We start from the raw sequence: 17,278 nt of genomic DNA on the forward strand, positions 1-17,278 counted from the left end.
AAGCCCTCGCGCGCGCCGGGAAGACCGTCCGTTCTGGTGAGATGATCTTCACCAGATGCGGTCAGCGCCCCGTCAAAACGCAAATGTCAAAAGTCGACCGTGATTCCCGGCAGGTTCAGCGAACGGATCAGCTCGCGCAATTCCTGCCGCGCCGCGACATTGGAGATGTTGAGGCTTTTCACGCCCACATCCTTGAGGTCGAGCAGCGTCAGCCCGCGCGGGAAAAGCTCGCGGAAAATGACCCGCTCATTAAAGCCCGGCGCCACGCGAAAGCCGATGCGCTTGGCCAGACGTGAGACGGCCTTCTCCATCTTGGCTTTGTTGACCATGTTCTGCGCGCCCAGACGGTTGCGCAGGACAACCCAGTCAATGGGCTTCAGCCCGGCCTGGGCGCGCAACTGGCGCGCCGACCAGACCATCTCGGAATAGATCGACGGGCCTTTGATCGTCTCGCCATCTGAACCGATATTGGCCAGAAGGTCGAAATCCACGAAACTGTCATTCAAAGGCGTGATCAGGGTATCGGCCAGCGAATGCGCGACCTGGCTCAAACGCGTATGCGATCCGGGGCAATCAATCAGGATGAAATCACTGTCACCTTCCATCTGTGCAACGGCGGCTGAGAGACGGTGATCATAGGCATTCTCGCCCGGTTGCAGCGCCGCTTCATCGATCTCGGGCAGCTCGATATAGGAGGGCGAGGGCAGCTCCAGCCCCTTTTCCTTGAGATGTGCTTGGCGATTGCTGATGTAGCGCCCCAGCGTCTTCTGGCGCAGATCGAGATCCAGCGTGCTCACACTGCGCCCCATACGGGCCAGCGCTGTGGCGACATGCATGGACACGGTTGATTTCCCGGCACCGCCCTTTTCGTTGCCTACGACAATGATATGCGCCATCGACCCTGCCCTTTGCCTCGTTTCCCTAGCTTATGAGCAGGTCTGGCCAGACGGGCAAGGGGGCGCTCGCAAAAATGCGAAAACAGGGCGAGGCCGGAACAATTAGGCCTCGGGCGCAGAGTGTCAAATTTATATTACAGTTGACGTGTAATTAATATCTGACATTCTAGAGGCGTCGGGAGAGTCGTGTTTACGGCGCAACCGTTCATTGGCGTGCAAGGCCGCGCAATCGTTTTTGGGCTGCCAAGTACGCTCCGTGTAACCAAAACGGAGGAGATCGGTATGTCCGATGATCCAGATAAAGTATGGCCCACTGGCCTTACTCTTCGTGAAGCTGAAGAGGTGCACAGCTATCTGATTGATGGCACGCGCGTCTTTGGTGCGATCGCATTGCTTGCGCATCTTCTTGTCGCATTTTCCACGCCGTGGCTCGGCTAAGGAGGGACAGACATGAATAACGCAAAAATGTGGCTCGTCGTTTCGCCTTCAGTAGGGGTTCCCGTATTCTTGGGTGCCGTCGCTGTGGGTTCATTTGCCGTTCACGTCGCCGTGCTCAGCAACACCTCATGGGTGAGTGATTTCCTTTCGGGGCAAGAACTCGGCTCGGGTGATGCACAAGCTTCGGCAACGATGTTGACGCCTGAAGGGGCTGAGACTGCCAAAGCGGCCTATGTCATGCCTGGTACCGATGGTGCCAAGGAAGTGACGCTCATCATGGATGACGGAACCGCGGTACGTGCTGTGCTGCAATCCGACGACGTGATGGCCTCGGCAGTTCTCAAGTAACCTGCCTACCACTGGGATCGGGCATCTGTCCGATCCCGTTCTCTCCGGACAACCCGCGGTCGTTCCAATGCCTCCGGGTAGGTGAACGGCCCGGGCTATCCCTGATGCTCAGGAGACGCTCAAGGTCACATGTTTGACTATCGCACCTTTGCCCTCCGCAAGCTTGCGGGGCTCGCGCCAAAGTATCTGCCCTTCGCAGATGTCGCGACCGAGGATGTTCCTCTGTCGCGTTTGTTGCGTTTGTCACTCTTTCAGATCACCGTCGGTATGGCGCTTGTCCTGCTTGTGGGCACGCTCAACCGTGTGATGATTGTCGAGCTTGAGGTTCCGGCCACGCTGGTGGCGGGCATGTTGGCGCTGCCGCTTTTGTTTGCGCCGCTGCGCGCGCTCATTGGCCATATGTCTGACAGCCACGTCTCTGCGCTGGGATTGCGCCGGGTGCCCTACATCTGGAAGGGCACGATGTATCAATTTGGCGGCTTTGCCATCATGCCCTTTGCGCTGCTGGTTTTGTCACAACAGGGGTATGCCGAAGGGTCGCCCCGCTGGGTCGGGCTCTGGTCTGCGGCGCTAGCGTTTTTGCTGGTGGGTGCCGGTGGGCATATGGTGCAGACCGTGGGTCTGGCCCTGGCCACGGATCTGGTGCCCGAGGAAGATCACCCCAAGGTCGTTGGGCTGATGTATGTCATGTTGCTGTTGGGCATGGTGGCGGCTGCGCTCATCTATGGATGGGCGCTCTCCAGTTATTCGCCGGGGCGTCTGGTGCAGGTCATTCAGGGCTCTGCGGTGGTCACGATTGTGCTCAATCTCATTGCCATGTGGAAGCAGGAGGCGCGCAACCGAACGCGCGCAGAGCAGATGCGACAGGCCACACCGGTCCGGTTTCGAGACGCCTTGGCCAGCTTTACCGCCACGCCCGGCATGCTTGGCCTGATGGTCATGATCGCGCTGGGCACCTTTGGCTTTGGCATGGCCGATGTTCTGCTCGAGCCGTTTGGCGGGCAGGCCCTGGGCCTCAGCGTCTCGCAGACCACCAAGCTGACAGCGCTGTTGGCGGGCGGGACATTGCTGGGCTTTGGCTTTGCCTCCGTGCGGCTGGGCAAGGGGCATGCGGCCATCCCGCTGGGCCGGGTCGGGGCCCTGATCGGCATTCCCGGCTTTGCCGCCATTATCCTGTCGTCCCTGAGTGGCAATATCCCCCTCTTTCTCGCAGGCACATTGGCCACGGGGCTGGGCGCCGGTCTCTTTGGCCATGCGACCCTGACGGCCACGATCCGCAATGCGCCCGCAGGTCGCGTCGGGCTGGCGCTGGGCGCATGGGGTGCGGTGCAGGCCACGAGCGCGGGGCTGGGCGTGGCGCTGGCGGGGGTCGTGCGCGATATCCTCGTGTTGCGGGCCGGAGACGTGGGGCTTTTGCCGCAGACGCCCTACACCATCGTATTCTCCATGGAGATCGTGTTTCTCGCGATTGCGGTGCTGATCGCCATCCCCATGAGCAAAAGGCTGGCCTAGCCTTGTCGTCGTGACGCAAGGACATACATCGGAGATGCATATTTCCCGGTGGAGGTCCCATGGCACAGCTTATCTCGCGACTTTTTCCTGACGCCAAATCGGCAAATGACATGGCAAAACGCCTCAGATGGGCCGGGTTTCCCGGCTACGTCGTGCGCGTTCTGCATGGGGCAGAGCTTCCGGGGCAACAGATCGCGGGGAAGCTTGCCGGAACCGGTCTCGCCTCCGATGTGGCCGAGGCCTATGCCGCAAAAATGAAAAGCGGGGCCTCTGCGGTCATAGTGCGCGCGACCTATAAGCCTCTCGGCGCGGCCCGGATTGCGCGGGAGATCTTTGCCGAGAGCAAAGCCATCGACCTCGGTCTTGCGGGCGAGGATGCGCGCGTGCCCGATCTGCCGGATCATGCGCCCTCCGTGCTCAAGGATCACCCCAGATTTCTGACGGCAGCGCCGGATCCGGACGCAGCACCCGCACGCCCCGTGACAGAGGTCATGGGGTGGCGCATGCTCATGCCACACCGGCAGACGCGCTCCGTCATGACGCGGACAAAGCCCCTGTCTGCGGCCTTCTGGCCCATGCCGCTCATCAGCATCAAGCCGCGCAAAAGCTCCGTGATCCGGGGCGGGCGCCTCGTATCACGGTCGTTCTGGCCGCAGCCGCTGCTGCGCCGTTCAGATCGGCGCGCGTCCGTCATGCGGGAGGGGGAGGGTGCGTTCTCGCGCCTCTTCGGGCTGCCGTTGCTCAGCAAAAGGCGCGCGGGCAAGTAGCGGGCCCTGACATCAGACCTGAACATAGAGCCCAAAAACAGGAGCTGTCGCGTTTAGTTAGCCCTTTTGTCTCCGCGCGATCCCCCCTAACGTACTCTCCAGATGTGCGGGAGACGGGGGCATAGCTCTGCGCCGTGCGAGACAGTCAGGGAGTTGATCATGACCACACGTAGAACCCTTCTGGGCGCCCTGGGGGGCGCTGCTCTAATGGCGGCTGCGGCATCGACGGCGATGGCGCAGGAGGTGACGCTGAAGCTGCACCAATTCCTGCCTGCGCAGGCCAATGTGCCCAAGCTGATCCTCGATGTCTGGGCCGACAATATCGAACAAGCCTCCGAGGGTCGCATCAAGATTGACCGCTTCCCCTCCATGCAGCTGGGCGGCACGCCGCCTGAGCTGATGGATCAGGCGATTGACGGCGTGGCCGATGTGGTCTGGACCGTTGTGGGCTACACGCCCGGGCGCTATCCGCGGACCGAAGTGTTCGAGCTGCCGTTCTTTGTGACAGACGCGCGCGCGGCCTCCTCGGCCTATTGGCAGATGTATGAGAGCCATATGCAGGAAGATTTCAAAGGCGTGAAGATCCTCGGTACATGGGTGCATGGCCCGGGCGTCATTCACTCTTCTGAGGAGATCATCGCCCCGTCCGATTTCAGCGGCCTCAAGGTGCGCGGGCCCTCGCGTCAGGTCAATGCGCTGCTCAACACGCTGGGCGCGACGCCCGTCGGCATGCCTGTTCCGGCGGTGCCGGAAGCACTCTCCAAAGGTGTGATCGATGCGACCGTGATCCCATGGGAAGTCACTGCCGCGCTGAAAGTGCCGGAGCTGGTGGAGAACCACACCGAGTTCACGGGCCCGATGATGTACACCGTGACCTTCGTTCTTGCGATGAACGAAGGCGTCTACAACGGCCTGCCTGATGATCTCAAAGCGGTGGTGGATGCCAATTCCGGCCTCGACTTCTCCGTCTTTGCAGGCGGCACCATGGCAGACATGGACGCGCCCGCGCGCATGGCCGCAGATGAGGCCGGCAACAACATCGTGACGCTCGATGCCGCCGCATCCGCCGAATGGGCCGCCGCCGCGCAGCCCGTGGTGGAGGCCTGGCTCGCCGACATGGACAGCAAGGGCATTGATGGTCAGGCGCTGATTGACGAGGCGCGCACCTTGATGGATGGCTACACAAACTGATACGCGCAACCGGGGGCGCGGATCGCGCGCCCCCGGAGCAATAATCTCCCGGGGGTGTCATGTTTGAATCGATGCGCCGCGTGGCGCAGACGATGGCCATTGTCGGAGGCGTCGTGTTGTCGAGCCTCGTCGTGCTGGTCTGTCTGTCGATCTTGGGCCGCGAATTGGGCGCAGCCTTTCCCGCCAGCGGGCTGGCCCCGATCACGGGAGATTTCGAGCTGGTGGAAGCGGGCATGGCCTTTGCCATCTTTTGCTTCCTGCCGCTCTGTCAGATCGAGCAAGGCCATGCGGTGGTTGATGTTTTCACGTCGAAATTCGGGCCCCGGCTGCAGCGCGCTTTGATCTGGGTCTCGGATATCCTCTTTGCCGCGGTGCTTGTCCTGATCGCCGTGCAACTGGGCGCGGGCACGCTGTCGAAGATGAATTCCGGGCAAACGACCTTCCTGCTGCAATTTCCCATCTGGTGGGCTTATGCGCTGAGCTTTGTGGGCGCAGGCGTGGCGGCGCTGGTGGCCTGTGTCATGGCGGTTTTGCGCAGCCTTGAGATCACAACGGGCCAGAGCCTGATCCCCGCGTCTGATCAAGGAGCGCAGCATTGAGTGATCTGGCCATCGGAGCGCTGTCGTTTCCTGCGCTTCTTTTGATGATTTTTCTGCGCGTCCCGATTGGGCTGGCGATGTTTCTGGCCGGTCTCGTGGGGCTTGTGCTCGTCACGGGCGATGCGACCGTGCCCTTTGCGCGGCTCAAGTCGGAGACGTTTACGACCTTCTCCAGCTACTCGCTCTCCATCGTGCCGATGTTCCTGCTTATGGGGCATTTTGCGACGCTGGGGGGCATGTCGACCGCGCTTTTCAAGGCCGCTGAGGGCTGGCTCGGGCATCGCCGAGGCGGTGTGGCCATGGCCTCTGTGGGGGCCTGTGCAGGCTTCGGGGCGATCTGTGGCTCCTCGCTGGCCACGGCGGCCACGATGTCGCGCGTGGCGCTGCCGGAGCTCAAACGCTACGGCTATGCGGGCGGGTTCTCAACCGCGACACTGGCCGCAGGCGGCACGCTTGGCATTCTCATCCCGCCTTCGGTTGTGCTGGTGATCTATGCGCTGCTCACCGAGCAGAACATCGCCAAGCTCTTTCTGGCCGCGTTTATCCCGGGCCTTCTGGCAGCGCTGGGATATGTGATTGCGATCTCGATCTATGTCCGGCTGAACCCGGATGCCGCGGGCACGCGCCCGCCGGTGCCGATGGCGGAGCGATTTGCGGCGCTCATCGCGGTCTGGCCGGTGCTTGTGGTCTTTGGACTGGTCGTGGGCGGGATCTATTCGGGCTGGTTCACCCCCACCGAAGGCGCGGCTGTGGGCGCGTTTGGCACGGGGCTCATTGCCTTTGTGAAAGGCGGTCTGACCTGGTCGAGCCTCGGCGAGAGTTTCACGACGACGGCCAAGGCCTCCGCGATGATCTTTTTCATCATCCTCGGCGCGGCGTTTTACAACGGCTTTCTGGCGCTCACGCAGCTGCCGCAAGAGATCGCGGCCTGGGTCGGCGGGCAGGGGTTCTCGCCCTGGCTTGTGTTGATCGTGATCCTGATCTTCTATCTGCTGCTGGGCTGTTTGATGGACAGCCTGTCGATGATCCTGCTGACGATTCCGATCTTCTGGCCGATTGTCTCGGCGCTGGAGTTCAACTTCGTGACCATGGTGGAGCTGCAGAGCGCCAAGCTTGACGATCTGGTGGCCAGCGGGGCGGCGATGGCGGAGGCCACGGTCGATCAGGCGCGCGCGCTTTTGGCCGCAGGTGAGGCGTTGCCGCGCGAGATCACGCGGGAATTGGGGATGCGCGGGGTATCCAACGGGGCGCTCAACCGGATCAACATCGAACAGACGGCGATCTGGTTTGGCATCCTCGTTCTGATCGTGGTGGAGGTCGGGCTGATTACGCCGCCTGTGGGCATGAACCTCTTTGTGATCAATGCGATGGACCGCAAGACGCCCATGACGGAGACCTACAAGGCGGTGCTCTATTTCGTGGCTTCAGACCTCATTCGGGTCGCGATCCTCGTGGCCTTTCCGGTGATCACGCTGATGTTCATCCCCTGGTATTGAGAAAAGAGGAGAGGGCGCATGCAGATTGAGGGTCAGGTTGCGGTGGTCTCCGGCGGGGCCAGCGGATTGGGGGCGGCCACGGCGCGGCATCTGGCGGCTTTGGGCGCGCGTGTGGCGGTGCTTGATTTCAATGGCGATGCTGCAGGCGCTTTGGCCGCAGAGATCGGCGGGCAGGCCGAGACCGTGGATGTGCGCGATGAGGCCAGTGTGGCCGCAGCGATGGACAAGGTTGCCCAAGAACTGGGCGTGCCGCGTGTGGTTGTGAATACTGCCGGTATTGCCGATGCGGCGCGGGTTGTGAACCGGGAGGGTCAGACCTCCGTTGAGCTCTTCCGCCGGGTGATCGAGGTCAATCTGATCGGGACCTACACAGTCATGTCCCATGCGGCGCGGCACATGGCTGCGGCGGAGCCTGTGGGAGAGGAGCGCGGCGTTGTGATCAACACGGCGTCTATCGCCTTTGAAGACGGGCAGATGGGGCAGACGGCTTATGCCGCCTCGAAAGGTGGCGTGGCCGCGATGGCTCTGCCTGCGGCGCGCGAGATGGCCCGGCAGGGCATTCGTGTCATGACAATTGCGCCGGGTCTCTTCGAGACGCCGATGATGCAGGGCCTGCCCGAGGAAGTGGCGCAGGGGATTGTGGCGAATATCCCGTTTCCCGCGCGTCTGGGCGCGCCGGAGGAATACGCGCGGCTGGTGCAGAGCATTGTCGAGAACAGCTATTTCAACGGCACGGTGGTGCGTCTGGACGGGGCTGTGCGGCTGCCGCCCAGGTAGATCGCCGTTGAACTCCGGGTTGGCCTTGGGGGCTCTGCCCCCCGCAATCTGCGATTGCTCCCCCCGAGGTATTTAAGGACAAAAGAAGGGATGGGGCAGTCTTGGACGGCTGTCCGGATCAGTTGCAGCCCAGCGTGCCGGTCAGGTTCGGGGCGTCTATGGCCTGATCTGAGTTCGGAAAGCTCGCGCTCAGCTGTGCCAGGATCTGGCAGGCGGCGTCTGTCTGGCCCAAAGCGCCCAGAGCGTCGCCCAGGTTGAAGAGCGCTTCGGGCGCGGAGGCCCCGTCGGGAGCGAGATTATAGGCCGCGAGATAGGCCCGGGCGGCTTCGCGGGTATCGCCCAGTGCCTTCAGCGCATCACCACGACCGATCTCTGCGGCCGCGGCGAAAGGGCTGCCGGGGTAGGTATCGTTGAGCGCGGCGAAGAGATCGGCCGCGCGTTGGGCCTCGCCTGCGGCCAGGGCTTCTGAGGCGGCCTGGAAGTCAGCCTCTTCGCCGATGGCCACTTGTGTTGTGGTTTCGCTCGGGGTGGGCGCGGGACGCGCCGGTGTGGTCTCGCCCGTGTCGATCCCGCCCAGCGTCGAGGTCTCGCCCAGCTGGCTGACATCGCCGCCTTCGAGCTCAACGAGGCGAAACTCGAGATCACCGATCCGATTGGTCCCGTCCTGCACGATGCTCTGGATGCGGAACTCCAGCTGTTCTGTCTTGGCCGTCAACCTTTGCAATTCGCTCTCGATCACCTGCACGCGATCAAGCAGGGGCCCTGCATTGGGCACGGTTGCGCCGCCCGTCGTCGAGAGCTCGCGGCGCAGTTTCTGCACCTCCACATTCAGGACCGTCAGGTCCTGCCGGATATCCGCCAGTGTTTCGCTGTTCTGGGCCAGGACAGGGGCCGCGATCAGGCAAAATGCGAAGGCCAGCCGTTTCATCAGCTTGTTAGCCCGCCGGTGAGGATCGTGACGGAGCGGCGGTTCTGGCTGTAGCAGCTTTCGTCAGAACAGACAGCAATCGGGCGCTCCTTGCCATAGCCCACGCTTGTCAGACGTCCAGCCGAGACGCCTTTTGAGACCAGATAATCCCGCACGGCGGCGGCGCGTTTGTTGGACAGGCCGATGTTGTATTCACGCGTGCCCTGCTCGTCGGCATGGCCTTCGATGGTCGCGGTGTAGTCGGAATTCGTCATGAGCCACTGGGCCTGACCGTCCAGCGTCGCGCGCGCCTCGGCGGTCAACACGCTCTGGTCGACGGCAAAGAGCACGCGATCCCCGATGGCCTGACTGAAATATTGCGGGCTTGTGGGATCACCCAGGGGATTGGACGAGACGTCTGAATTGCCAAATCCATCCGCGCCCCCACCCGCGCCCAGATCAACTTCATTGTCGAACCGATCCGCATTGGTACAGGCCGAGATGGCCAAAACCGAAAGGAGACACACCGCTTTTGTCGTCAGTTTCATGATTTCTGCTCCTGTAGGGCTGCGCCCTCTTTTTTAAGGATGATTAACACAACTTGGCCGATCCGCCTAGCCTCACTGCAGCGGGCCCCAGCTGGGGTCTGATCCGCCGCCAGGGGTCGGGATGCGCTTGAGATTGCGCCCCGATACGTCAACCGAATAGAGGCTCGCGGAGCCTGACGCGCCTTGCGTCTCGCGGGTGAACATGATGACCCGGCCATTGGGGGCCCATGTGGGGCTCTCGTCGAGGAAGGAGGCGGTCAGCAGGCGCTCTTCGCTGCCATTCACGCGCATCACGCCTATGTGAAAGCGGCCCTTGCTTTGCTTGGTGAAGGCGATCTTGTCGCCCCGGGGCGACCAGACGGGAGAGCCGTAGCGGCCCTCGCCAAAGCTGATGCGCTGCGCGTCTCCGCCGCTGGCGGACATGATGTAGATCTGCTGGCTGCCCGAACGGTCGCTTTCAAAGACGATCTGCCGTCCATCGGGCGAGAAGGAGGGCGAGGTCTCAATCGCGGGCGTATTGGTCAGCCGGGTCATGGTGCTCGAGGCGACCTCCATGCGGAAAATGTCGGTATTGGCGCCTTGGGCCAGCGAAAAGACAATCGAGCGGCCATCGGGTGAGAAGCGGGGGCTGAAGCTCTGGGTGCCCGGGGCCTGTTCGAGGATGCGCGCGCGGGTATTGCCCACGTCGAGGACGTGAATACGCGGCGCGCCTGTGGCGTAGGAGGTGTAGAGCACACGGTCGCCCGTCGGCGAGAAGCGCGGCGCCAGCACGATGGCCTCGGACCCGGTCAGAAACTGCACATTGGCACCATCGTAATCCATGATGGCGAGGCGCTTCTTGCGATCATCTTTCGGCCCTGTCTCCGAGACAAAAACGACGCGACTGTCGAAATAGCCGGTCTCGCCGGTGATCCGGCTGTAGACCTGATCGGCAATCTTGTGCGCCACGCGCCGCCAGCTGTCTGTCGTGCCGTTAAACTGCAGACCTTTGCCGAGCTCCGCGCCGGAGAAGACGTCATAGACCCGGAATTTCACCGTGATCTGCTCGCCCGATAGCGAAACCGCGCCAAGGACCAGCGCCTGCGCGTTAATCGCTTTCCAATCGGGAAACTGCACGGGCGCTGCGAAAGAGGCCGGGCGCGAGATATAGGCCGTAGGCGGCACTTCGCGGAAGAGACCTGTGCCGGTCAGATCGTCAGACACGACCCGGGCCAGACGCTCGCCCCATTCCTGCGCGCCCGCGCTTTCGGCGATGAAATCGGGCACCGCGAAGGGCAGGGGCTCGATCACACCTTCCGTGATCTCGATCCGCAGCGGCCCGGATTGCGCAAGAGCCGCGCTGGCCATGAAGAGCGCCGTGAAGGCGGCCATGAGAGTTGAAACGACACGTATCATCGGGACCTCATTGTCTCGGTTGCCCTGGAAAAGTCTATGGAGGGCGCGGGGGGATCGGCAAGGGATTGCCGAGTGCTCGGCTCTGGGAGGGGTCCTTGTCATCGCACACGCATGCTCTCTGGATTGAAGGTGATTTCGATCTGTTTCCATTGCTCGTATTTCTCGGGCGGCAGATCGTAGCCGCCACGCTGGCAGCGCAGAACGGCGCGGCGGGCGGCCTGAAAGGCAACCTCCTGCGCGCGGGTGTCGCCGCCCTCGGCGCTGAGCAGGCGCACACCGCCTGCGACGGTGCCGTCGCGGTTCATGTCCATGGCAACAGTCACGATCACATCCGCCGCTTGCGATCCGACATCGACGACCCAGCAATCCTGCACGGCCACAACAAGCCCTGCGCGTTCACCGGCGGTCAGCGGCGGGCCTGTCGGGGCGGGCGCGGGCGCGGTGTCGGCGGTTTCGCCTGAAAGGGCTTCTTGCAGCGCGGCTGCCACGGCATCGGAATTGTCCGTTTCAGGTGGGGGCGTCTCAGCCACCTGGGGCGCCGGGCGGTTGGGCCGGGCTTGCGGTCGGATGGATTGCGCGGGCGCAGAAGGCGGGCCTTCTTCGGCTTCCGTCACAATCTCAGGCGCCGCGGCTTCGGGGCTTGTGGCCTCCTGCGCCTCTTGCACATCCGTCGTGTCGTCACTGGCGTCCGGGGCGATGGCCTCTTGGGTTTCCTCGTCAATCACCGTGTCGGGTTCTGGCGGGGCGACGGGTTCAGGTGCGACGCGATCGGCAGGGCGCAAGCGGGGGCGCTCCGAGATATCCGGCGCGTCGGGGACGACCGGAGTGGGCGGTGTGACCAGAGTTGTGACGTCGTTTTGCGGCGGCTCGACCGGCGCAGGTGGTGCGGGCGGTTCGGGAATGGCCTCGGGCGCGGGTGCGGCCTGCGGGGCTTGCGGAGCATCGGCAGGGGGGGGCGCGTCGTCCGGGGTGGGCGCGGGGGCAGGATCGGTCTCGGCGATCTCTGGCGTGGCTGGTGGTTGCGGCGTCGGCGCGGGGGTCACGGTGCTGGGCCGGGCCGTCAGCGCCGCAAATTCCTCACTTGTGACGACGGAGACATTGGCCACCTCAAAGGGCAGAGGATCTGCTGTGGACAATGGTCCAAACAGCATCACGCCGATCAGGCCGACATGGCCCGCCCCCGAGATATAATGGCCGATATGCGCCAAGGACCCGCCCTACTGGCCTGCGTCAAGCGACGGGCCACCCACATCCGTGACCAGCCCGATATTGGTAAATCCGCCCGCATTGAGCGCGCCCATGACCTGCATGACCTGCTCATAGGGCACCGCCCCATCGGCCCGCAGGAAGACGCGATCACTGGCGCGTTCGGCTGCGATGGCCCGTAACCGGCCGATCAATTCGTCGCGCGCCACATCCGTTGTCTGGATTTGAATGGCACCCTCTGCAGTCACCGTCACCGTCAAAGGTTCCTCGGCTTCCGTTGGCAAAGCGCCCGCCGCGGTTTTGGGCAGCTCCACTGGCACGCCCACAGTCAAGAGCGGGGCAGAGACCATGAAGATGATCAGCAAAACCAACATGACGTCGACAAAAGGCGTGACGTTGATTTCCGCCATCGGCTGCGCCCCGCCGCGCACGCGTCTGCGCCGACGGCCCCCGCTGGCTTTCATGACACCGGCCCCCATGGCTCTAACCGCCCGTCTGACGGCTGAGGATCGTTGCGAATTCGTCGGCAAAGCTCTCGTAGCCGCCGATGATGCGATCACTGTCTGCGGTGAGCTTGTTGTAGAAAATCACCGCCGGGATCGCCGCGACAAGACCCAGACCCGTGGCCAGAAGCGCCTCGGCAATGCCGGGCGCGACAACGGCGAGATTGGTGTTTTGCTGCTCGGCGATCTCGATGAAGGCGTTCATGATGCCCCAGACCGTGCCGAAGAGGCCCACGAAAGGCGTGGTTGAGCCGATGGTGGCGAGGATCGGCAATTGCGCCTGCAGGCTTTCGGCCTCGCGCGCAATGGCTACGTTCATGGCCCGGTCAATCCGCGCCTGCGCACCAGGGATCATCGCGCCGTCCGCCTTGTGAGACCGGCGCCACTCCACCATGCCTGCGGCAAAGACCCGCTCTGATCGGCCATCGGGCTCCGGGCCGATGGTTTCAAAGAGTTCATCCAAAGGCTCACCGGACCAGAACACACGATCAAACGCATCCGCCTCTGCGCGCGCCTTTCGAAATGCCAGGATTTTCTGAATGAAAATCGCCCACGCCCAGAACGACGCGACGATCAGCGCAACCATCACCAGTTTGACGATAAACGTGGCGCGCGCGAAAAGACCCCACATGGAGAAATCGATCTCCTTGGCGGCCGCCAAAACCTCTGTTTCCATATGCCTGCTCTCTGATGCCCGTTTGCGGACTTATTTGGTCATGTCTTAACGGATTTTGAGGGGGAAAGCCAATGAATACGAATCACCGCGCGCAAACGTGATAGGAAAGGTGCCGAACCAACCGTACCCAATGCGTGGAGGTTGGGAGGGGGCCAGCCCCCTCGGCCCTATCGGGCCTCCCCCCGGAGTTTATTTGGCAAGATGAAGCCAGAGGTACTTTACACCAGGCATTAAGATTAATCGTTTCACGGGTGCGACGTATGGCAGACTGTGTGGTGAGCCATGTGCAAGGGGGGGTCTGATGACGACCTGCGTCCCGCCTGGCGGTCGGGTCGTGATCAGGGATGATCCCCTTCATCTTGCCCAATAAACTCCCGCCGGAGGCTCCTGCGGGCGACCCAAAGCACAGCCGGTGCAAAATAAGGCGCGCGCGAAAAGGGTGCTGTCAAAGGCTCAATTCAACAAACCACGTATGCGGGCGGGCAAACGCGCGGGCTGGCCCGCGTCATTGATCATCACAATGGTCACGACCGCCTCAAAGAGCAGGGTTCCAGCGCAGCGCACGATTTGCCGCATGACAAGGCGGGCCGGGGTGATCTGCTCGACCGTCGTGGCAATGGTCAGCTCATCGTCGAGACGGGCCGGGGCGAGGTAATCCGCCTCAACGCGCCGCACGGCAAAAACCAGACCCTCGTCGTCTTTCAGGCGCCTCTGATCAATGCCCAGGCCTTTGACCCAATCCGAGCGCGCCCGTTCGATGAATTTGAGGTAATTGGCGTAGTAGACGATGCCGGCCATGTCGGTGTCTTCGTAGAAAACGCGGCATGAGAAGTGATGTGTCATGGCCCAGAGGGCTACACGCTTGCGCGAAGAGGTGCAATCGCACGGGCTTGTGAAGAGCGTTTGGTGCTGGATGCGGTACAAGGGCATGCCCACGTTCAGGAGATCACAATGCAACGCCGTACCTTTTGCACATCCGTTTTCGCCGTTTTGACCTTTTCGCGCACCGCGAAGGCTTCGGAATGCGGATTTGAGATTTGCCGCAGTGAGGGCGAATGGCGCGCGATGTTGACCTCGGCGCAATATAAGGTGATGCGCCGGGAGGGCACGGAACGGCCTTTCTCCAGTCCGTTGGATAAGGAGACGCGGACCGGCACATATGCCTGTCGCGGCTGCGATTTGCCGCTCTATCCGTCATCTACCAAGTACGACAGCGGCACCGGGTGGCCCAGTTTTTACCAGCCGCTGAACAATGCTGTTGCGACCAAGCCGGACCGCAAATTGCTTGTGCGCCGCACAGAGGTGCATTGCCGGCGTTGTGGATCGCATTTGGGGCATGTGTTCAATGACGGCCCGCCCCCCACGGGCAAACGGCATTGTCTCAACGGGGTCAGCCTGAAGTTCCTGCCCGCCTGATCGTTCTGCCCGCCCGGCCATTCTGGCTGCGTGATAGGCTTGCCTTCGGCCAGCCGCGCCGCGAGGTCGCTGCAGGGGCAAAGGCATGGATTTCCAGACTGGTGTGGCCGCGCCTCGTGAGGCACCATAACCCCATTCATTTGTTACGTTTGGGGGTTTTCATGAAGACATTTGTCATTGTTGCATCACTGATTGTGGCCGGGCTCGCCGTTGTGGCGCAGACGAGCCCGCAGCCTGCCGGTACGGCGTCTGATCCGAACCTGTCCGGGGAGCGCGCCGCGCAGTGAGGCGCTAGCCGTGTTTCGGGACAACTTCGAAGCCCTGTTCTTCCGGTTCATCATCCACCATCTCCGCCGGGAAGCCGGGGGCTGTGATCGAGAGCCCTGTGGCCTCCTCGAGGCGCTTGATGATGTTGGGTGAGAGTTCGCGGGAGCCGAACCTGTCGATCCCGTCTTTGAAGATGTCGATCATCAGCGGATTGATGTCGAGCGGCACGCCCGCGCGATCTGCGACGTCCTGGAAGAGCGAAATATCCTTGAGGACAAGGTCCATCGTGAAGGAGATATCGCGCGATCCGTTGAGGATCACCTGGCTCTCGGTCTCATGCACGAAGGAATTGCCGGACGAGATGCGCATCGCTTCATAGGCGGTTGCGAGATCCATGCCTGCGCCTTTGGCCACGGTCAGCGCCTCCGCGCAGGTGATCAGATTGGCCGTTGCGAGATAATTGGTCAGCACTTTGAGGACCGATGCAGAACCCAGATCCCCCGTATGCAGGACGCGCCGGCCCATGGTTGTCAGCAGCGGCAGGATCCGCTCGAAAGTGGCGCGGTCGCAACCTGCAAAGATGGAGATGTTGCCTGTATCCGCGCGGTGGCATCCGCCCGAGACGGGACAATCCACAGCCGCCGCGCCTGTGGCCAGCACCTTCGCGCCGAGGCGTTTGACCTCCGCTTCATCAGTGGTCGACATCTCCATCCAGATCTTGCCGGGGCCGAATGCTCCGAGGAGGCCATCCTCGCCCTCGACAACGGCTGCCGAGATCGTGGGGTGGGGCAGGCAAGTGATGATGGTGTCACAGGCCTTTGCCATCTCGCGCGGGCTTTGGGCCTCGCTTGCGCCTTTGGCGACGGCTTGCGCCACAAGCTCGGGATTGAGGTCACGCACCATGACGTCATGCCCGTTGCGCAGCAATGAGCCAGACAATTTGCCGCCGACATTGCCTAATCCGATGAAGCCGATTTTCATGGTCTTGTCCTTACGTGACATTGTGGATGTGGTGCAGCGTGCTGAAGCTCTGCCGCCACTGTGCGACCTCCGCGCTCAGATTTTCGGGCGCTTTGGAACGCAGGGCTTTGGCAATTAAGCGGGCAAGCTCAGGTGCATCCGCCGCGGTCATGCCCCAGCGGACAAGCTCGGGCGTTCCGATGCGCAAGCCATTGAGATCACCTGCAACCTCTTGGGCGGGCAACCCGATCCCGCAGGCCAGAAACCCCGCTTTGCGCAGCGTTTTCGAGGCGGTTTGACCACCGCCGAACGCAGCCGCATGCAGGGCGAACTGGTGCGAGGCGGTCGCGCCTGCGGCACATTCGAAGAGGTCGAGGCTTTCCGCTTTCAGGCCCTGCGCAAGCGCCTGGGCCATCTCGATCATCTCGCGGGCATAGGCTTGGCCAAAGTCGCGCCAATCCAGCATGGTCATGGCCAGGGCGGCGGATTTGGCCGCATCGAAATTCGCGGTCATGCCGGGGAAGGCGATGTGGTCAAAGCGTTCCGCGAGCTCTGGATCATTGGTCACGATCAGGCCGCCTGCGGGCCCGCCAAGGCTCTTGTAGGTGCTCATCGTCATGAAATGCGCGCCATCATCGAGCGGGTTTGACCAGGCCTTGCCGGCGATCACGCCGCATTGGTGGGCGGCATCAAACATAACTTTGGCGCCTACCTCATCTGCGATGGCGCGCACTTCCGCAACGGGATGCTCAAACAGGTTGAGGCTCGCGCCAATGGTGATCAGCTTCGGGCGCACCTCTCGGGCCAGGTGGCGCAAGGCGCCCACATCGATGGAATAGCGGGCCACGTCCACGGGCGCATCGTGGATGGTGAGGCCGAAGAGCCCGGCACATCCGGCTTGGTGATGCGTGACATGCCCGCCAATGCGCGCCGGGGGCGCGATGATCCGGTCGCCGGGCCGGCAGGTGGCCATGAAGCCATAGAGATTGGCCAGCGCGCCGGAGGGCACGCGTATTTCCGCAAAACGGGCGCCAAAGACCTCGGCACAAAGCGCGGCCGCCAGCACCTCGATTTCCTCGATGGCTTCCAGCCCCATCTCGTATTTATCGCCGGGATACCCCAGCGATGGGCGGGACCCGAGCCCCTGTGAGAGCATCGCTTCAGCGGCGGGGTTCATCACATTGGTCGCGGGGTTCAGGTTGAAACAGGCGCGCTCGTGAATGTCACGGTTGGCCCGCGTCAGATCGGCCAGCCGCTGGGCGATATCCTTCGAAGGGGTTGCCGCGACAGGGGCTGCGAGGGTTTGAACATAGGCCTCGCAGGCCTCAGGTACCCAGTCTCGTCGATCCATGATCTGTCCCTCGCAGCGGTCGTAT

20 protein-coding genes are annotated in these 17,278 nt (G+C 62.6%); 10 read left to right on the forward strand and 10 right to left on the reverse strand.

What is annotated here, in order from left to right; all coding sequences use genetic code 11:
• Window positions 1-86: 86 nt before the first annotated feature.
• Entirely contained in the window at window positions 87-896 is an 810-nt protein-coding gene (locus tag ACP15S_RS17845) for a division plane positioning ATPase MipZ (RefSeq protein ID WP_425041027.1), read from the reverse strand.
• A gap of 282 nt (window positions 897-1,178) precedes the next feature.
• Between ACP15S_RS17845 and pufB the strand changes: the two genes are divergently transcribed.
• The 8 genes from pufB to ACP15S_RS17885 all read left to right on the forward strand — a co-directional run bounded on the left by pufB (window position 1,179) and on the right by ACP15S_RS17885 (window position 8,024).
• A complete protein-coding gene (gene pufB / locus ACP15S_RS17850; protein WP_425041028.1) occupies window positions 1,179-1,334 on the forward strand; it encodes a light-harvesting antenna LH1, beta subunit in 156 nt (51 codons plus the stop codon).
• A 12-nt stretch (window positions 1,335-1,346) separates the two neighbouring features.
• Window positions 1,347-1,682 carry a light-harvesting protein gene (locus tag ACP15S_RS17855; RefSeq protein ID WP_425041029.1) on the forward strand — a complete coding sequence of 112 codons (336 nt, stop codon included), beginning with the start codon at window positions 1,347-1,349 and terminating at the stop codon, window positions 1,680-1,682.
• A 129-nt stretch (window positions 1,683-1,811) separates the two neighbouring features.
• Window positions 1,812-3,194 carry a PucC family protein gene (locus tag ACP15S_RS17860; RefSeq protein WP_425041030.1) on the forward strand — a complete coding sequence of 461 codons (1,383 nt, stop codon included), beginning with the start codon at window positions 1,812-1,814 and terminating at the stop codon, window positions 3,192-3,194.
• A gap of 110 nt (window positions 3,195-3,304) precedes the next feature.
• A complete protein-coding gene (locus ACP15S_RS17865) occupies window positions 3,305-3,961 on the forward strand; it encodes a hypothetical protein (protein WP_425041031.1) in 657 nt (218 codons plus the stop codon).
• Window positions 3,962-4,120: 159 nt separating this feature from the next.
• Window positions 4,121-5,152 carry a TRAP transporter substrate-binding protein gene (locus ACP15S_RS17870; protein ID WP_425041032.1) on the forward strand — a complete coding sequence of 344 codons (1,032 nt, stop codon included), beginning with the start codon at window positions 4,121-4,123 and terminating at the stop codon, window positions 5,150-5,152.
• 59 nt (window positions 5,153-5,211) lie between these two features.
• Window positions 5,212-5,751: a TRAP transporter small permease gene (locus ACP15S_RS17875; protein ID WP_425041033.1), complete on the forward strand. Its 540-nt coding sequence runs from the start codon at window positions 5,212-5,214 to the stop codon at window positions 5,749-5,751.
• Window positions 5,748-7,247: a TRAP transporter large permease gene (locus ACP15S_RS17880; protein ID WP_425041034.1), complete on the forward strand. Its 1,500-nt coding sequence runs from the start codon at window positions 5,748-5,750 to the stop codon at window positions 7,245-7,247. Before ACP15S_RS17875 ends, ACP15S_RS17880 begins: the two co-directional genes overlap by 4 nt.
• Before the next feature lie 18 nt (window positions 7,248-7,265).
• Window positions 7,266-8,024 carry an SDR family oxidoreductase gene (locus tag ACP15S_RS17885; protein WP_425041035.1) on the forward strand — a complete coding sequence of 253 codons (759 nt, stop codon included), beginning with the start codon at window positions 7,266-7,268 and terminating at the stop codon, window positions 8,022-8,024.
• 118 nt (window positions 8,025-8,142) lie between these two features.
• Here the strand turns inward: ACP15S_RS17885 and ACP15S_RS17890 are convergent, their stop codons facing one another.
• From ACP15S_RS17890 to ybgC, 7 genes are all read right to left on the reverse strand, one after another.
• Window positions 8,143-8,952: a tetratricopeptide repeat protein gene (locus ACP15S_RS17890; RefSeq protein WP_425041036.1), complete on the reverse strand. Its 810-nt coding sequence runs from the start codon at window positions 8,950-8,952 to the stop codon at window positions 8,143-8,145.
• Window positions 8,952-9,479 (reverse strand): peptidoglycan-associated lipoprotein Pal, encoded by a 528-nt coding sequence (gene pal, locus ACP15S_RS17895; protein ID WP_425041037.1) that lies wholly within the window; start codon window positions 9,477-9,479, stop codon window positions 8,952-8,954. The genes ACP15S_RS17890 and pal overlap by 1 nt, the downstream gene beginning before the upstream one ends.
• A 72-nt stretch (window positions 9,480-9,551) precedes the next feature.
• On the reverse strand, window positions 9,552-10,874 hold the full coding sequence (tolB, locus tag ACP15S_RS17900; RefSeq protein ID WP_425041038.1) for a Tol-Pal system beta propeller repeat protein TolB: 1,323 nt from the start codon (window positions 10,872-10,874) through the stop codon (window positions 9,552-9,554).
• A 98-nt stretch (window positions 10,875-10,972) separates the two neighbouring features.
• Window positions 10,973-12,082 (reverse strand): cell envelope biogenesis protein TolA, encoded by a 1,110-nt coding sequence (locus ACP15S_RS17905; protein WP_425041039.1) that lies wholly within the window; start codon window positions 12,080-12,082, stop codon window positions 10,973-10,975.
• Window positions 12,083-12,091: 9 nt separating this feature from the next.
• Complete coding sequence (gene tolR, locus ACP15S_RS17910) at window positions 12,092-12,559, reverse strand: protein TolR (RefSeq protein WP_425041040.1); 468 nt, start codon at window positions 12,557-12,559, stop codon at window positions 12,092-12,094.
• 4 nt (window positions 12,560-12,563) lie between these two features.
• The gene (tolQ, locus tag ACP15S_RS17915; protein WP_425041041.1) at window positions 12,564-13,259 is read right to left on the reverse strand and encodes a protein TolQ; all 696 of its coding nucleotides are present in this window, start codon (window positions 13,257-13,259) and stop codon (window positions 12,564-12,566) included.
• 453 nt (window positions 13,260-13,712) lie between these two features.
• Window positions 13,713-14,102 (reverse strand): tol-pal system-associated acyl-CoA thioesterase, encoded by a 390-nt coding sequence (ybgC, locus tag ACP15S_RS17920; protein WP_425041042.1) that lies wholly within the window; start codon window positions 14,100-14,102, stop codon window positions 13,713-13,715.
• Between the two features lie 108 nt (window positions 14,103-14,210).
• On the opposite strand from ybgC, the gene msrB reads away from it, so the two are divergent.
• Window positions 14,211-14,675, forward strand: coding sequence for a peptide-methionine (R)-S-oxide reductase MsrB (gene msrB / locus ACP15S_RS17925; protein WP_425041043.1), 465 nt, complete (start codon window positions 14,211-14,213; stop codon window positions 14,673-14,675).
• 161 nt (window positions 14,676-14,836) lie between these two features.
• A complete protein-coding gene (locus tag ACP15S_RS17930; RefSeq protein ID WP_425041044.1) occupies window positions 14,837-14,962 on the forward strand; it encodes a hypothetical protein in 126 nt (41 codons plus the stop codon).
• A gap of 4 nt (window positions 14,963-14,966) precedes the next feature.
• On the opposite strand, the gene ACP15S_RS17935 is transcribed toward ACP15S_RS17930, so the two are convergent.
• A complete protein-coding gene (locus ACP15S_RS17935) occupies window positions 14,967-15,923 on the reverse strand; it encodes an NAD(P)-dependent oxidoreductase (protein WP_425041045.1) in 957 nt (318 codons plus the stop codon).
• A 10-nt stretch (window positions 15,924-15,933) separates the two neighbouring features.
• Window positions 15,934-17,253 (reverse strand): serine hydroxymethyltransferase, encoded by a 1,320-nt coding sequence (glyA, locus tag ACP15S_RS17940; RefSeq protein ID WP_425041046.1) that lies wholly within the window; start codon window positions 17,251-17,253, stop codon window positions 15,934-15,936.
• Between the last annotated feature and the right edge of the window lie 25 nt (window positions 17,254-17,278).

Origin of the sequence: Primorskyibacter sp. S187A, assembly GCF_049800955.1 — a bacterium.
GTDB lineage: Bacteria > Pseudomonadota > Alphaproteobacteria > Rhodobacterales > Rhodobacteraceae > JAKVBH01.

Excerpts from the sequence above, each read along its gene's own strand:
- ACP15S_RS17845 (WP_425041027.1), bottom strand. The coding sequence starts at position 896 with ATGGCGCATATCATTGTCGTAGGCAACGAAAAGGGCGGTGCCGGGAAA.
- pufB (WP_425041028.1), top strand. The coding sequence starts at position 1,179 with ATGTCCGATGATCCAGATAAAGTATGGCCCACTGGCCTTACTCTTCGT.
- ACP15S_RS17855 (WP_425041029.1), top strand. The coding sequence starts at position 1,347 with ATGAATAACGCAAAAATGTGGCTCGTCGTTTCGCCTTCAGTAGGGGTT.
- ACP15S_RS17860 (WP_425041030.1), top strand. The coding sequence starts at position 1,812 with ATGTTTGACTATCGCACCTTTGCCCTCCGCAAGCTTGCGGGGCTCGCG.
- ACP15S_RS17865 (WP_425041031.1), top strand. The coding sequence starts at position 3,305 with ATGGCAAAACGCCTCAGATGGGCCGGGTTTCCCGGCTACGTCGTGCGC.
- ACP15S_RS17870 (WP_425041032.1), top strand. The coding sequence starts at position 4,121 with ATGACCACACGTAGAACCCTTCTGGGCGCCCTGGGGGGCGCTGCTCTA.
- ACP15S_RS17875 (WP_425041033.1), top strand. The coding sequence starts at position 5,212 with ATGTTTGAATCGATGCGCCGCGTGGCGCAGACGATGGCCATTGTCGGA.
- ACP15S_RS17885 (WP_425041035.1), top strand. The coding sequence starts at position 7,266 with ATGCAGATTGAGGGTCAGGTTGCGGTGGTCTCCGGCGGGGCCAGCGGA.
- ACP15S_RS17890 (WP_425041036.1), bottom strand. The coding sequence starts at position 8,952 with ATGAAACGGCTGGCCTTCGCATTTTGCCTGATCGCGGCCCCTGTCCTG.
- pal (WP_425041037.1), bottom strand. The coding sequence starts at position 9,479 with ATGAAACTGACGACAAAAGCGGTGTGTCTCCTTTCGGTTTTGGCCATC.
- tolB (WP_425041038.1), bottom strand. The coding sequence starts at position 10,874 with ATGATACGTGTCGTTTCAACTCTCATGGCCGCCTTCACGGCGCTCTTC.
- tolR (WP_425041040.1), bottom strand. The coding sequence starts at position 12,559 with ATGGGGGCCGGTGTCATGAAAGCCAGCGGGGGCCGTCGGCGCAGACGC.
- tolQ (WP_425041041.1), bottom strand. The coding sequence starts at position 13,259 with ATGGAAACAGAGGTTTTGGCGGCCGCCAAGGAGATCGATTTCTCCATG.
- ybgC (WP_425041042.1), bottom strand. The coding sequence starts at position 14,102 with ATGACACATCACTTCTCATGCCGCGTTTTCTACGAAGACACCGACATG.
- msrB (WP_425041043.1), top strand. The coding sequence starts at position 14,211 with ATGCAACGCCGTACCTTTTGCACATCCGTTTTCGCCGTTTTGACCTTT.
- ACP15S_RS17930 (WP_425041044.1), top strand. The coding sequence starts at position 14,837 with ATGAAGACATTTGTCATTGTTGCATCACTGATTGTGGCCGGGCTCGCC.
- ACP15S_RS17935 (WP_425041045.1), bottom strand. The coding sequence starts at position 15,923 with ATGAAAATCGGCTTCATCGGATTAGGCAATGTCGGCGGCAAATTGTCT.
- glyA (WP_425041046.1), bottom strand. The coding sequence starts at position 17,253 with ATGGATCGACGAGACTGGGTACCTGAGGCCTGCGAGGCCTATGTTCAA.